At 69.3% G+C, this 14,642-nt stretch carries 12 protein-coding genes and 1 tRNA gene; 9 read left to right on the top strand and 4 right to left on the bottom strand.

Annotated elements, in window-relative coordinates; all coding sequences use genetic code 11:
• Positions 1-195 precede the first annotated feature (195 nt).
• The 6 genes from eno to AB0I23_RS17395 all read left to right on the top strand — a co-directional run bounded on the left by eno (position 196) and on the right by AB0I23_RS17395 (position 7,221).
• A complete protein-coding gene (gene eno / locus AB0I23_RS17420; protein ID WP_030926869.1) occupies positions 196-1,476 on the top strand; it encodes a phosphopyruvate hydratase in 1,281 nt (426 codons plus the stop codon).
• Between the two features lie 102 nt (positions 1,477-1,578).
• Positions 1,579-2,049 carry an FtsB family cell division protein gene (locus tag AB0I23_RS17415; protein ID WP_359110094.1) on the top strand — a complete coding sequence of 157 codons (471 nt, stop codon included), beginning with the start codon at positions 1,579-1,581 and terminating at the stop codon, positions 2,047-2,049.
• Between the two features lie 81 nt (positions 2,050-2,130).
• Positions 2,131-2,739 (top strand): DUF501 domain-containing protein, encoded by a 609-nt coding sequence (locus tag AB0I23_RS17410; RefSeq protein WP_359110092.1) that lies wholly within the window; start codon positions 2,131-2,133, stop codon positions 2,737-2,739.
• 73 nt (positions 2,740-2,812) lie between these two features.
• On the top strand, positions 2,813-3,754 hold the full coding sequence (locus AB0I23_RS17405; protein ID WP_359110090.1) for a Ppx/GppA phosphatase family protein: 942 nt from the start codon (positions 2,813-2,815) through the stop codon (positions 3,752-3,754).
• Positions 3,755-4,238: 484 nt separating this feature from the next.
• A complete protein-coding gene (locus AB0I23_RS17400) occupies positions 4,239-5,624 on the top strand; it encodes an NAD(P)/FAD-dependent oxidoreductase (protein WP_359110088.1) in 1,386 nt (461 codons plus the stop codon).
• A 292-nt stretch (positions 5,625-5,916) separates the two neighbouring features.
• Complete coding sequence (locus AB0I23_RS17395; protein WP_359110086.1) at positions 5,917-7,221, top strand: cyclopropane-fatty-acyl-phospholipid synthase family protein; 1,305 nt, start codon at positions 5,917-5,919, stop codon at positions 7,219-7,221.
• Positions 7,222-7,315: 94 nt separating this feature from the next.
• On the opposite strand, the gene AB0I23_RS17390 is transcribed toward AB0I23_RS17395, so the two are convergent.
• Complete coding sequence (locus AB0I23_RS17390) at positions 7,316-9,841, bottom strand: ABC transporter permease (protein WP_359110084.1); 2,526 nt, start codon at positions 9,839-9,841, stop codon at positions 7,316-7,318.
• Positions 9,842-10,062: 221 nt separating this feature from the next.
• Positions 10,063-10,833, bottom strand: coding sequence for an ABC transporter ATP-binding protein (locus tag AB0I23_RS17385; protein WP_037697867.1), 771 nt, complete (start codon positions 10,831-10,833; stop codon positions 10,063-10,065).
• A gap of 687 nt (positions 10,834-11,520) precedes the next feature.
• Here AB0I23_RS17385 and AB0I23_RS17380 point away from each other — a divergent pair.
• A tRNA-Leu gene (locus tag AB0I23_RS17380) sits at positions 11,521-11,606 on the top strand.
• Between the two features lie 147 nt (positions 11,607-11,753).
• Positions 11,754-12,641: a Bax inhibitor-1/YccA family membrane protein gene (locus AB0I23_RS17375; RefSeq protein WP_359110082.1), complete on the top strand. Its 888-nt coding sequence runs from the start codon at positions 11,754-11,756 to the stop codon at positions 12,639-12,641.
• Between the two features lie 97 nt (positions 12,642-12,738).
• On the opposite strand, the gene AB0I23_RS17370 is transcribed toward AB0I23_RS17375, so the two are convergent.
• Entirely contained in the window at positions 12,739-12,966 is a 228-nt protein-coding gene (locus tag AB0I23_RS17370; protein ID WP_037697864.1) for a DUF4287 domain-containing protein, read from the bottom strand.
• A gap of 100 nt (positions 12,967-13,066) precedes the next feature.
• On the opposite strand from AB0I23_RS17370, the gene AB0I23_RS17365 reads away from it, so the two are divergent.
• Entirely contained in the window at positions 13,067-13,384 is a 318-nt protein-coding gene (locus tag AB0I23_RS17365) for a hypothetical protein (protein WP_359110080.1), read from the top strand.
• A gap of 77 nt (positions 13,385-13,461) precedes the next feature.
• Here AB0I23_RS17365 and AB0I23_RS17360 read toward each other — a convergent pair whose 3' ends face one another.
• Positions 13,462-14,340: a hypothetical protein gene (locus tag AB0I23_RS17360; RefSeq protein ID WP_359110078.1), complete on the bottom strand. Its 879-nt coding sequence runs from the start codon at positions 14,338-14,340 to the stop codon at positions 13,462-13,464.
• Positions 14,341-14,642: the final 302 nt, after the last annotated feature.

Below are 14,642 nucleotides of genomic sequence, written 5' to 3'. Positions count from 1 at the left end.
CATCCACTGTTCAGCCGTTGTCGTTATCGGCCAGTAGGCATGCGGACCTTTGCGCGACTATGAGTGCCCTTGGGTCCTTTTTCGTCCCAGGAGGCGGGCGGTCGGCGGACCGGGACGGCCCAGCCGGTTAGGCTCTTGGCGCAAGGCCAAAGCGACCCTGCACAACCAGCGTCATATCCCAGAAGGAGATGCCTCGTGCCGTCCATCGACGTCGTCGTAGCCCGGGAAATCCTCGACTCCCGCGGAAACCCCACGGTCGAGGTCGAGGTCGGCCTCGACGACGGCAGCACGGGCCGTGCTGCCGTCCCGTCCGGCGCCTCCACCGGTGCGTTCGAGGCCATTGAGCTTCGCGACGGTGACCCCAACCGCTACCAGGGCAAGGGCGTCGAGAAGGCCGTCCTCGCCGTGATCGAGCAGATCGGCCCGGAGCTCGTCGGCTACGACGCCACCGAGCAGCGGCTGATCGACCAGGCCATGTTCGACCTGGACGCCACCGAGAACAAGGGCTCGCTCGGCGCCAACGCCATCCTCGGCGTCTCGCTGGCCGTCGCGCACGCCGCCTCCGAGGCCTCGGACCTGCCGCTGTTCCGCTACCTCGGTGGCCCGAACGCGCACCTGCTGCCCGTCCCGATGATGAACATCCTCAACGGTGGGTCGCACGCCGACTCCAACGTGGACATCCAGGAGTTCATGATCGCCCCGATCGGCGCGGAGTCCTTCTCCGAGGCCCTGCGCTGGGGCGCCGAGGTCTACCACACGCTGAAGAAGGTCCTGAAGACCAAGGGTCTGTCGACCGGTCTCGGCGACGAGGGCGGCTTCGCGCCGAACCTGGAGTCGAACCGCGCCGCCCTGGACCTCATCCTCGAGGCCATCAAGGAAGCCGGTTACGCCCCGGGCAAGGACATCGCGCTCGCGCTCGACGTCGCCGCCTCGGAGTTCTACAAGGACGGCAAGTACGAGTTCGAGGGCAAGTCCCGCTCGGCCGCCGAGATGACCGAGTACTACGAGGAGCTCGTCTCCGCGTACCCGCTGGTCTCCATCGAGGACCCGCTGTACGAGGACGACTGGGCCGGCTGGAACGTCATCACCCAGAAGCTCGGTGCCAAGGTGCAGATCGTCGGCGACGACCTGTTCGTCACCAACCCGGAGCGTCTGGCCCGTGGCATCGAGGAGGGCTCCGCCAACGCCCTGCTCGTCAAGGTGAACCAGATCGGTTCGCTGACCGAGACCCTGGACGCCGTCGAGCTCGCCCAGCGCAACGGCTTCAAGTGCATGATGTCCCACCGCTCCGGCGAGACCGAGGACGTCACCATCGCCGACCTCGCCGTCGCGGTGAACTGCGGCCAGATCAAGACCGGCGCCCCGGCCCGCTCGGACCGTGTCGCCAAGTACAACCAGCTGCTGCGCATCGAGGAGATCCTCGACGACGCGGCGGTGTACGCGGGCCGCTCCGCGTTCCCTCGCTTCAAGGGCTGATCGCAGGCCCGGCACCGGGCAAAGGCCCGGGCCTCCGTCCGTCCCCGCACTCGGTCCCGTACCGTGTGCGGGGACGGACGTGCGTAGTGGGGAGGCGGAGACATGGCCGCGAAGGACCGGGACCGGTTCTCCACCGCGACCCGGCTGCGACTGCTCGGCGAGCAGACCGCCGCCCGCGTCTACCGGTCCCAGAACCGCCGCCAGGACCGCCGCTCCCGGCTCACCGGCCGGGCAGCTTTCCTCGCCCTGGTCGTCTGCTCGCTGGTGGTGGCGCTCGCGTATCCGATGCGGCAGTACGTGTCGCAGCGCGACGAGATCGCCGACCAGGAGCGGCTGGCACGGGAGGCCGAGAAGCACACCGAGGAGCTGCGCGACGAGAAGGCGCGCCTCCAGGACGACGCGTACATCCGCCGACTGGCCCGGGAACACCTGCACTACGTGAGTCCCGGGGAGACCAGCTACACGGTGATCGACCCCGACGCCGCGAAGGAACGCAGCGGAGGGGCGAAGGAGACCGACCGGCCCTGGCACTCCAACCTGTGGGACGGCGTGGACAGCGCCGACCGCAACTGACTTCTCCTTTCTTTGTTCACCTCGTCTCCGCAGCACTGTGCGGAGCCGTAGTTCACGCATCCGAGTAGATCCAAGGCAGGCATGGAAACGCCCCCTCCCCAGACCGAGTCCACCGCGCCCACCGAGGCGGACATCGCCGCGTTCCAGCAGCAGCTCGGCCGCCCGCCGCGCGGGCTGCGCGCGATCGCGCACCGCTGCCCGTGCGGCAACCCGGACGTGGTCGAGACGTCCCCGCGGCTGGAGGACGGTACGCCGTTCCCGACGACGTACTACCTGACGTGCCCGCGCGCGGCTTCCGCGATCGGCACGCTGGAGGCGAACGGCGTCATGAAGGAGATGACGGAGCGTCTGGCCACCGACCCGGAGCTGGCGGCTGCGTACCGTGCCGCGCACGAGGACTACATCGCCCGGCGCGACGCCATCGAGGTGCTGGAGGGCTTTCCCAGCGCGGGCGGCATGCCGGACCGGGTGAAGTGCCTGCACGTGCTGGTGGGGCACTCGTTGGCGGCGGGGCCGGGGGTGAACCCGCTGGGCGACGAGGCGATCGCGATGCTGCCGGAGTGGTGGCGCAAGGGGGCATGCGTGACGCCGTGCGGCGCGCCGGCGGAGAAGGACGGCCAGACCGTCGAGACGTCGGAGGGCGGGTACTTCGCGTTCCGGCCGGCCGACGGGGCGCCGGACGAGGGCTGATCGTTCCCCGGGGGCTCCGCCCCCGGACCCCCGCTCCTCAATCGCCGGAGGGGCTTGATTTCTAGGAGCACCTATGACCCGCGTTGCCGCCATCGACTGCGGAACCAACTCCATCCGACTGCTCATCGCCGATGCCGACCCCGCCACCGGTGAGCTCACCGAGCTCGACCGGCGGATGGAGATTGTCCGGCTCGGCCAGGACGTGGACCGCACCGGCCGGCTCGCCCCCGAGGCGCTGGAGCGTACCTTCGCGGCCTGCCGCCGGTACGCGGCCGTCATCAAGGAGCGCGGCGCGGAGAAGATCCGCTTCGTCGCGACCTCCGCCTCCCGCGACGCGGAGAACAGGGACGAGTTCGTCCGCGGCGTGCTGGAGATCCTCGGCGTCGAGCCCGAGGTGATCAGCGGCGACCAGGAGGCCGAGTTCTCCTTCGACGGCGCCACCAAGGAGCTCGAGGGCAGCGACCACCTGCCGAAGCCCTACCTGGTGGTGGACATCGGCGGCGGTTCCACCGAGTTCGTCGTCGGCGACGACCGGGTCCTGGCCGCGCGGTCGGTGGACATCGGCTGCGTACGGATGACCGAGCGCCATCTCGTACGCGACGGCGTCGTCACCGACCCGCCCACACTGGGTCAGATCACCGCGATCCGCGCGGACATCGACGCCGCCCTCGATCTGGCCGAGGAGACGGTCCCGCTCAACGAAGCCGCCACGCTCGTCGGTCTCGCCGGCACGGTCACCACCGTGGCCGCGATCGCGCTGGGGCTGGAGGAGTACGACTCCGAGGCGATCCATCACTCCCGGATCTCCTTCGAGCAGGTCCAGGAGATCACCGGACGGCTCGTCACCTCGACCCACGCCGAGCGTGCCGCGATCCCCGCGATGCACCCGGGGCGGGTCGACGTGATCCCCGCCGGGGCGCTCGTCCTGCTGGGCGTGATGAAGCGGACCGGGGCCCGCGAGATCGTCGTCAGCGAGCACGACATTCTCGACGGGATCGCCTGGTCCGCCGCGTAGCCCGGGGCCACCGGCAGCCCGTTCGAAAGGGCGCCCGAAAGGCCGTTCGCGGGGGTGCGGCAGGAGGCGCCGAAAGCGTGCTCATGCGCACTCCCGCCTGCACTTTTGAGCCTTCGCGCCCCCCTCCGGAACCTCTTCGGGAGGGGGGCGCGACGAAGTTCGTGAACTTCTTCACAAGGAATTCGGTTCCTCGGCGCACACTTCTGCCCCATATGGGGCTCCGTGGCCGTCCGCGGGCACGTTCGCTGCGCATGCGGACGGTTCCGGACATGTCGCCGGAGGGGCGGTCGACGGGGTGGTTCGCGCCGCTCGCGGGGCTCAAGGGCCAGCTCACAAGCGGTGAACAACGTTCGCCACCGCATCGCGGTTCCCTGGCGGCGCCATGACATCGGTCACGCGGGCGGCGAAGTGTAGCAGAGGGTGGGGGATACCTTGTGAAGGGGCTCACGAGCATGCCCCCCGAGCGGGGTGGATACTCGATGGCATGAGCACCACGGAGCGTCCCAGGATCCTCGTAGTAGGCGGTGGGTACGTAGGCCTGTACGCAGCTCGGCGCATTCTGAAGAAGATGCGCTACGGAGAGGCGACCGTCACGGTCGTCGACCCCCGGTCGTACATGACGTACCAGCCCTTCCTTCCCGAAGCCGCCGCCGGCAGCATCTCCCCGCGGCATGTCGTCGTCCCGTTGCGACGCGTGCTGCCGAAGGCGGAGGTTCTGACCGGTCGGGTCACCACCATCGATCAGGACCGCAAGGTCGCCACGGTCGCGCCGCTCGTCGGCGAGGCCTACGAGCTGCCCTTCGACTACCTGGTCATCGCGATGGGCGCCGTCTCCCGTACCTTCCCGATCCCCGGCCTGGCCGAACAGGGCATCGGCATGAAGGGCATCGAGGAGGCCATCGGCCTGCGCAACCACGTTCTCGAGCAGCTGGACAAGGCTGACTCGACGACCGATGAGGACGTCCGCCGCAGGGCGTTGACGTTCGTCTTCGTGGGCGGCGGCTTCGCCGGTGCGGAGACCATCGGCGAGGTCGAGGACATGGCCCGTGACGCGGCGAAGTACTACACGAGCGTGAAGCGCGAGGACATGCGCTTCATCCTCGTCGACGCCGCCGACAAGATCCTTCCCGAGGTCGGCCCGAAGCTGGGCACCTGGGGCCGGGAGCACCTGGAGTCCCGGGGCGTCGAGGTCTTCCTCTCGACCTCCATGGACTCCTGCGTCGACGGTCACGTCGTCCTGAAGAACGGCCTCGAGGTCGACTCCAACACCATCGTGTGGACGGCCGGCGTGAAGCCGAACCCGGCGCTGGCCCGCTTCGGCCTGCCGCTCGGTCCGCGCGGTCACGTGGACACCTCCGAGAAGCTCCAGGTGCAGGGCACCGACTACATCTGGGCCGCGGGCGACAACGCCCAGGTTCCGGACATGGTCGGTCGCAGGGCCGGTAACCCGAACGCCTGGTGCCCGCCGAACGCCCAGCACGCGCTGCGTCAGGCCAAGGTCCTCGGCGACAACGTCATCTCCGGGATGCGCGGCTTCCCGCAGAAGGAATACAGCCACGCCAACAAGGGTGCGGTCGCCGGTCTCGGGCTGCACAAGGGCGTCGCGATGATCGTCATGGGCAAGATGAAGATCAAGCTCAAGGGCCGCCTCGCCTGGTACATGCACCGTGGCTACCACGGCATGGCGATGCCGACCTGGAACCGCAAGATCCGGATCTTCGCCGACTGGACCCTTGGGATGTTCCTCAAGCGCGAGGTCGTCTCGCTCGGCGCCATGGAGACGCCGCGCGAGGAGTTCTACGAGGCCGCCAAGCCGGCCCCGGCTCCGGCCGCAGCCAAGGCCGAGGGCGAGAAGGCCAAGGCCTCCTAGCGCGGGCTCCGGTCCGCCGGATCCTCTCCGTACGACGCCCGAAGGGGCCGTCCGCCATCCGTGGTGCGGGCGGCCCCTTCGGCGTGTCCGGCGGCCGGGAGCGGCCGCCCGGTAAATGCGTGTGATGTACAGATATTTTGCCGTCCCGTTGCGCCACTGCGGGATGGCGTTGGCGCCGGAGAGTGTTGACGGGGGTGTGCCTCGTCGTGGCACCACGGGTGTATGGCGTGGTTCGAGGCATGTTTGGGCATGTTTGGGCATGTTGGGAAACACCATCACGGAGGTGTACGCCATGGCAGACGCCGCGTTGCGGCTGACCGCTCTCGCCGAGGAGTTGCTGGGAGAACCCCTGCCGGTCCGGATCCGGTCCTGGGACGGCAGCGAATCCGGACCGCCCGGCGCCCCCGTTCTCGTCATCCGGAACCGCCGCGCACTGCGCCGACTGCTCTGGAAGCCGGGCGAACTGGGCCTGGCCCGCGCCTGGGTGGCCGGCGAGCTCGACATCGACGGCGATCTCTACGAGACGCTGGATCTGATGGCCGGACTGCTCTGGGAGCGCGGCGCGGACGCGAAGGACACCGTCCACCCGATCCGGGACCCGAAGCTCCGGGCCGCCGCCCGGAGCCTTCTGCACCTGGCGGGCCCCTGGCCGCCGCCGCCGCCGCCCGCCGAGGAGGTCCGCCGCCGCACCGGCCCCCTCCACACCAAGCGCCGCGACAAGGAGGCCATCAGCCACCACTACGACGTGGGCAATGACTTCTACGAACTGGTCCTCGGCCCGTCCATGGTCTACTCCTGCGCCTACTGGGAGGACGACGGAAGCCTGGAGGACGCCCAGCGCGACAAGCTCGACCTGGTCTGCCGCAAGCTCGCGCTGAAGGAGGGCGACCGCCTCCTCGACGTCGGCTGCGGCTGGGGCTCCATGGCCATCCACGCGGCCCGCGAGTACGGCGCCCAGGTCACCGGGGTGACCCTCTCCGTCGAGCAGGCCGCATACGCCCGCAAGCGCATCGCCGAGGAAGGACTGACCGACCGGATCGAGATCCGTGTCCAGGACTACCGGGACGTCAGGGACGGCCCGTACGACGCCATCTCGTCGATCGGCATGGCCGAGCACGTCGGCTCGGCCCGCTACCGCGAGTACGCCGACGACCTCTACGCCCTGCTGAAGCCGGGCGGCCGGCTGCTGAACCACCAGATCGCCCGCCGCCCCGAACGGGACGAGTCCGCTTACCACGTGGACGAGTTCATCGACGCCTACGTCTTCCCCGACGGCGAACTCGCCCCGTTGGGCCGGACCGTCGCCATGCTGGAGGAAGCCGGCTTCGAGGCCCGTGACGTCGAATCGATCCGGGAGCACTACGCACTGACCCTGCGTCGCTGGGTCGCCAATCTGGAGAAGCACTGGGACCGGGCGGTCACGATGACCTCGCCCGGCCGGGCCAGGGTCTGGCGCCTCTACATGGCGGCCTCCGCCCTGTCGTTCGAGCACAACAAGATCGGGGTCAACCAGATCCTCGTGGTGCGCCCGGCGGACGGCGGGGCGTCGCGGATGCCGCTGCGCGCCCGTGAGTGGAAGGCGTCCGCGGCCGGCTGAACCCGTACGAGGGCAGAGAGGGCCGGTACCCGCAGCTCCAGCTTGCGGGTACCGGCCCTCCGTATCAGGGGCTCACTGTCGGGGGGCTCACTCGCTACTCGGTCTTGATCGCCGTCAGCATGTTCAGCTTCGCGGCGCTGCGGGCCGGCCAGAGCGCGGCCAGCACGCCCACCAGCGCCGCCAGTACCAGGAAGACCGCGATCCGGTCCCACGGGATCACCAGGGTGTACTCCGGGATGGAGGCGGCCAGCGTCCGGCCGATCGCCCAGCCGAGGAACGTACCGAGCGCGACCCCGACCACCGCGCCGAACACCGAGATGACCACGGCCTCCAGCCGGATCATGCGCTTCACCTTGCGCCGGTCCAGACCGATCGCCCGGAGCATGCCGATCTCCTGCTGGCGCTCGAAGACCGACATCGCCAGGGTGTTGATGACCCCGAGCACCGCGATGATCAGGGCCATCGCCAGCAGCCCGTACATGATGTTCAGCGCCATGCTGATGAAGCCGCCGAACCTGTCCCGGATGTTCTGCCGGTCCATGACGGACATCGCCGGGTTGTCACCCAGGGCGTCGACCACGGCCTGCTCGTTGGCCTTCGACGCGCCGCCGTCCGTCTTCAGCCAGATCTCGCGGATGTCCGGGTGGCTCTGATGTGCGGTCAGGATGTTCCGCGGCATCAGGACCGGTGAGAGGAAACCGTTCTCCTCGTAGACCGCGCCGACCTTCAGGGTGCCCTTCTTGCCGTCGTCGTACGTCACCGGGAGGGAGGTGCCGGGCTTCCAGCCGTTCGACTTCGCGGTCCTGTCACCTACGGCGATCTCGCCGTCGCCCAGCGAGTCCAGCGAACCGGAGACCGTCTTCAGCGAGAAGACCTTCTGCACATCGCCCGGCGTGACCCCGGAGACCGAGTGGTGCGTGCCCTTGACCCTGATGGAGGCGGCCTGCTGAGGCGAGACCGCCACGACGGCGTCGGACTTCTCCAGGGCGGCGAGCGCCGACTCGTCGAGCGAGTCGCCGCTCGCCATCGAGATCATGTAGTCGGCCCTGATGTTGTCCGTCGTCATCCGGTCGACCGCCTGGCCGAGCGTGACCCCCAGCACCGAGATACCGGTGACCAGGGTGAGACCGATCGCCAGCGCGGAGGCGGTCGCCCCGGTACGCCGCGGGTTACGGACCGCGTTCTGCGCAGCCAGCTTGCCCGAGACCCCGAACAGCTTCAGCAGCAGCGGTCGCACCAGGGCGATGACCGGCCGCGACAGCAGCGGGATCAGCACGATGACACCGATCAGTGCCACGAAGGCACCGATTCCGATGATCGTCCGGCCGTCCGAACCGGTCGCCGCACCCGCGACGATCCCGGCCGCACCGAGCAGGGTGAGCACCCCGCCGATCGAGTTCCGTACGACCAGCGACCTGGTGGTGGCCACCGCGTGGACGCTGCTCATCGCGGCGACCGGCGGGATCTTCGCGGCGCGCCGGGCCGGCAGCCAGGCGGCCAGCACGGTGATCAGGATGCCGACGCCGAACGCGGCGCCGACCGCGACGGGGGAGATCACCAGCGGTCCGGCCGGGATCTTCCCGCCGATCAGGCTCATCGCCGAGCGCAGTCCGGTGGCGAGACCGAGACCGAGGAGGAAGCCGATCACCGAGGCGAGTGCGCCGACCACGGCCGCTTCGAGGAGTACGGAGCGCTTGACCTGACGGCGGGAGGCACCGACGGCACGCAGCAGCGCCAGCTCCTTGGTGCGCTGGGCGACCAGCATGGTGAACGTGTTGGCGATCAGGAAGATGCCGACGAACAGGGCAATGGCCGCGAACGCGAGCAGCATCGTGTTGAGGTTGCTCAGGCCGCTCTCGATCTGCTTCGCCTGGTCAGCGGCGAGGACCTGACCGGTCTGGGCGGTGGCGTCCTTGGGCAGCAGCGGCCTCACCGCGTCCAGCAGCTTCTGGTCGGAGGTGCCGGCCGCGGCGGTGACGGTGACGTCCTGGTACCACCCGGGCTTGAGGTAGAGCTGCTGGGCGACCGGGGTGTCGAAGAGGACCAGGCTGCCGCCCGCGTTGACCGCGCCGTCCTCGGTGGTGAAGACACCGGAGAGGGTGTACTGCTTCACCGGGCCGTTCGTGGCGACCCGTACCCGGTCGCCGACCCGGTACTCGCCCTTCTTCGCAGTCTCCTTGTCGAGCGCGATCCGGTCGTCGCCGGCCGGACCCGCGCCGTCGACGAAGGTGTACGAGGCGTCCTTGCCGTTCTTGCCGGGGGAGAAGTTGGCGCCGGTGTTGGACCAGCCGTTGCCGATCAGCTTGCCGTCCGGGTCGGCGACCCCGGCGAAGCCGGAGACCCGGCCGGTTGCGGTGGCCACCCCGTCCAGGCCCTGGAACTTCCCGAGCGTGGCGGCGTCGATGCCGGAGGTCTTGTCGTCGCGTCGGTCGGCGTGGGTGGTGACGGCGACGGCGACGTCGTCGTAACTCTTCGCCGACTGGTTGCGGAAGGCGTTGCCGAGGGTGTCGGTGAAGACCAGGGTGCCGGAGACGAAGGCCACGCCGAGCATCACGGCGAGAACGGTCATCAGCAGCCTGGCCTTGTGCGCGAGCACATTGCGCAGGGCAGTACGGAACATGTCTGTCAGTCCTGGGATGAGGGGTTCCGGAAGGGGGCGCGGGGGCGGTCCTGGCTCAGAGCCTGTCGGGTGACCTCTGATCGGGCGGCCACGCCCTGGCACGCACGCTTCCGGCGTTGCCGAAATGCCCTGGTAGCTCCGCTACAAGGTCATTCCGACGCCTTGGAATCGCACGCACCATGCCGCGTCCGCTCTCCGATCGAAGGTCACCCGACAGGCTCTCAGCTGGTACGGCCCTTGGCGTCGAACGCCTTCATCCGGTCGAGGACCCCGTCAGCGGTGGGGCGCGTCATCTGGTCGACGATCGCCCCGTCCGCCAGGAAGATCACCCGGTCCGCGTAGGAGGCGGCCACCGGGTCGTGGGTCACCATCACCACGGTCTGACCCAGCTCGCGCACGGAGTTGCGCAGGAAGCCCAGTACCTCGGAGCCGGAGCGGGAGTCCAGGTTGCCGGTGGGCTCGTCACCGAAGATGATCTCCGGCTGCGAGGCCAGGGCGCGGGCCACCGCGACGCGCTGCTGCTGGCCGCCGGAGAGCTCGGTGGGCCGGTGCTTCAGCCGGTCGGACAGCCCCACCATCTCGATGACCTTGCGGAGCCACTCGGCGTCGGGCTTGCGGCCCGCGATGTCCATCGGCAGCGTGATGTTCTCCGCCGCGGTCAGCGTCGGCAGCAGGTTGAACGCCTGGAAGATGAACCCGATCTTGTCCCGGCGGAGCTGGGTGAGCTGTTTGTCCTTGAGGGACCCGAGCTCCGTCTCGCCGATCCGTACCGAACCGCTGCTGAAGCTGTCGAGGCCGGCCACGCAGTGCATGAGGGTGGACTTGCCGGAGCCGGACGGTCCCATGATCGCGGTGAACTCGCCCTGCGGGAAGTCCACGGTGACCCGGTCCAGGGCCTTCACCTGGGTCTCGCCCTGTCCGTAGACCTTGGACAGATCCGTGGCGCGGGCAGCCACCGCGGTGGCGCGGTGAGCGGTGGAGGTGATGGTCACGGGGACACTCCTGTTCAGGACTTCGGTTCGGTGCCCGGAAGCGGACTACTCCATCATCGGCGCCGATCCGCCGCCGTTCGTCAGTCCCCATGCCCGTTCCGGAGGGCCACTTGAGTCGCACCGAAGGGGCGATTCGTCCTCCTCGGGTATGACACGGACCCTGAGCCGGTCGTACGCCGAACCGGTTTCTCCGCAGTGCGCGCACCCGACTGTGATGATCACACAGAGTGAGGGGCGGGCGAACCGGGCCGGCACCCCCGCTCACCCCTCGCACAGCTGTGCCGGCGCATGGCTGCGTCGCTCGATCGGCTGATTCCGTCTGCCGGGGCGGATGAGTCACCAGGTGCGTCGCGGCCCGAGGGCGGCGCTGTGATCCGGGTGACACGTGCGCGCCCGCGGCCCCGGAGGGCCGGAGATCGTCCGGGAGCAAGAAGCGCCGGTGAGGCCGTTGCCCGGCGGGTGGCGGACCCACGGCGCGCAGGGCCTTCCCGGGGGAGGCGAGTTTCCGTCATTCCCGATTGCGGGTCTTGGTGCCCATCGCCCCGCCCAGGCATGTGGCTACGCCTTCCATGCTGTGCTGACGGACCCTCAAACGGTCAATAAAATAAGACAACATCGCGCCACTGTTCCGCTGATCGGGCGACGCCCCCGGATAGGGTCATGTGCCAATGCGGAGCCGCGCGCCAAGCCCGGATGGTGGAATGCAGACACGGCGAGCTTAAACCTCGCTGCCCCTCGGGGGCGTGCCGGTTCGAGTCCGGTTCCGGGCACCACTGCGACGATCAGTGACGGTGCCGGTCGACCGGACGTCACTGCAGCGGTCAACTTCCATAAAGATCCTCCCCTGGCACTACGGTGCTTCTTTTGCCTACCCATTACTCTTGTGCCAAGGCCACGCAGGGTGGCCATGGAGGAGTGAGATGAGGAGCAGCAACCCGGTCTTCTCGCGACGGGGGTTCAGCCGCGACAACGGCTACGCGGGCTTCAACGCGGCGCCGCAGGCCGGGGTCCCCACCGCGGGCGCCGGCCCGTACGCGCAGGGCACCGCCGCCAACCCGTACGCCACCAACCCCTATGCCCAGCCGGACGCCCAGTACGGCGCCCCGCAGGCCCCCGCGCGCACCGGCGCGATGACGATCGACGATGTCGTCTCGCGCACGGCCCTGACGCTGGGCACCGTCGTCCTCACCGCCGCGCTCGCCTGGGCGCTGCTGCCGGTCGACCCAGCCAACATCGGCAAGTCCTACGGCATCGCGATCGGCGCCGCCCTGGTGGCGTTCGTCCTGTCGCTGGTCCAGTCCTTCAAGCGTCGGCCCGTCCCGGCGCTGATCATCGCGTACGCGGCCTTCGAGGGCGTCTTCCTCGGGGTGATCTCCAGCGCGGTCAACGCCGCCCTGGGCATGGACGTCGTGGTGCAGGCGGTGCTGGGCACCATGTGCGTCTTCGCCGGTGTGCTCGTCGCGTACAAGATGCGCTGGATCCGCGTCACCCGTCGCTTCTACGGCTTCGTGATGGCCGCCGCCGTGGGCTTCATGTTCCTGATGGTGGTCAACCTGCTGTTCTCCGTCTTCGGCGGAGGCGACGGCCTGGGCTTCCGTACCGGCGGTCTCGGCATCCTCTTCGGCGTCATCGGGATCATCCTCGGTGCGTGCTTCCTGGCCCTGGACTTCAAGCAGGTCGAGGACGGCATCACGTTCGGCGCCCCGCGCGAGGAGTCGTGGCTGGCGGCCTTCGGCCTCACCATGACCCTGGTGTGGATCTACCTGGAGATGCTGCGCCTGTTCTCCATCCTGAGCGGCGACGACTGACCGTACGCACGCTCCGTCCAACGGAACGGCCCGCAGGCTCACCGCCTGCGGGCCGTTTCCGTCGGTCCGGGTCTCGTATGGTCCGGGTCGCGTTCGCCTAGAGCAGTTTCCGCGCCGCCCGCCTCAGGTCGTACTCGTGGACGAGTGCCTTCGCGTGTCCGTAGGCGAGGTCGTGTTCGCTCCGCAGCCAGCTGACCTTCTCGTCGAACCGGAGGGCAGGGCCGTCTTCGACGGTGCGGAGCCAGTCGGAGACTTCACGACCGGTGCAGTGAGGGATTCTGGAGAGCAGATTGCGATGGGTCTCTTCGGAGAAGACATGGGTCATCGGCGCCTCCGACGCATTGCGCGTTGCTGGTCCTTCCCGACACCGTGCCTGAGCGTCGGCCCGTTGGCAACCATCACGGGAGGGCGCGTAGGGTCGCGGAATGCTCGATACGACCCCATTGGTCATCGCCGTGGACCGATTCGCCGACCGGCTGCGCGCCACCCCGCAGAGCAGGCTGCAGCGCGGAACGGCCGCCGAAGGACTGGCCGCGGCCAGGGAATTGGCCATACGGGCCCAGCGCATCGAGGCGCCGGACCGCGAGCCGCGCATCATGCCGGACGCGGGGATGTTCGCGATCGGCGACCAGGTCGCGGTCGCGGGCCGGGACCTGGCGGTGGCACTGGAAAAGGCCTCGTCCGCCGAACTGGACGAAGCCGTGCGATTCGTCGAGGAAGCGACCGCCCGGGCTTTCGCGTAACCGTCGCCCCGTACAGGAGGTCGTGGCAGGCAGCGGTCGACGAGGGCCGCTGCCCGGGAACCGGCTGTTCCCGCGGGTCAGAACGAGGCGATGACGCGGTCGGCGAGTATGTAGACGTTCTCCTTGCCGCAGGAGAAGGTCAGCGCGTACGCGCCGGAGACACCGGAACCGCCCAGCAGCACCGGGTGCTCACCCGCCAGCAGGGCCTCGGCGAGCCGCTCGGCCGTCTCGCGGTGGCCGGGGGTCATGCAGAGCGTGGTGCCGTCGGCGAAGACGTAGACATCGAGCGTGCCGAGCGGGCCGGGGCGGACGTCGGCGAGCTCGGTCCGGCTGTCGGCGAGCTCCTCCAGCCGGCTCACGGTGCGCTCGTGGTCGGTGGCGACCGGGGTCTGCACCGGCACGAAGTCGGGGTGCGAGGGGTGACGGCGACGGGCCGCCGCCAGCTCGGGGGAGTCCTCGGCGAACTCCACTATCTCCGGAAGCTCGGTTATGTCGGCCAGCTCGGCCAGCTCGGCCAGCTCGGCCAGTTCCGTCAGCTCTTCGAGCGCCTCGGTGGCGTCGAGGTCCATCGCCTCAAGGCCCGTGAAGTCCGCCTGGCGCGGCATGAAGAACGGCGCGTCCTCGCCGATCCCGGACAGACCGCCCAGCAGGGACGGGGCGTCCGCGGCATCGCGCGCCTCCTGGGAGGCCCAGAACGCGCGGGCCTCGGCGAGCTCGCGCTCGCGCTCCTCGGCGAGTGCCTCGGCGACGGCCGCACGGATCTCGGCTGCGGGGGTGGCGGTGCTGCGGATCTGCTGGGGCACGGCGGCGGTACGGGCGCGGCCCGCGGCCAGCTCCCTCCGCAGGGCCGTCACCTGTTTGCGCAGCCCGTGAGCAGCGTGCAGAGCAGCAGCGCCCACGGCCGTGGCAGCGGCGGTGGTCAGCAACAGGGCAAGAGGCATCGTGCTCACTGACATACTCCCGGTTTCAATCGATCCCCCGACTTCCTACATCAGCTTGTCCCCTACCTGCGCCCGGTGTCAGTGCATTACGTCACGAATTGGACAGTCCTTTGTGCCCGGGGTTTACCCCCGATGCAGGTGTGACCTGCGAAAACGACTCTCCCCCAGGAGATAGGTCACATCCTGGGGGAGATTCGGTCACGGTTGGGGCTCGGAGCCGGCCGGTGTCGGCTCGGGGCACCCGCTCAGTGGCTCGGGGCCGGCCGTCCCGCAGGTTTCCGGCGGGACGCGGCTCAGCTCAGCCGCTCGATCCCGTG

It is taken from the genome of Streptomyces atratus (assembly GCF_040655115.1).
GTDB lineage: Bacteria > Actinomycetota > Actinomycetes > Streptomycetales > Streptomycetaceae > Streptomyces > Streptomyces atratus_D.
The sequence above is the reverse complement of the archived record's forward strand: the minus strand, read 5'-3'. Positions and strand labels throughout refer to the sequence as shown.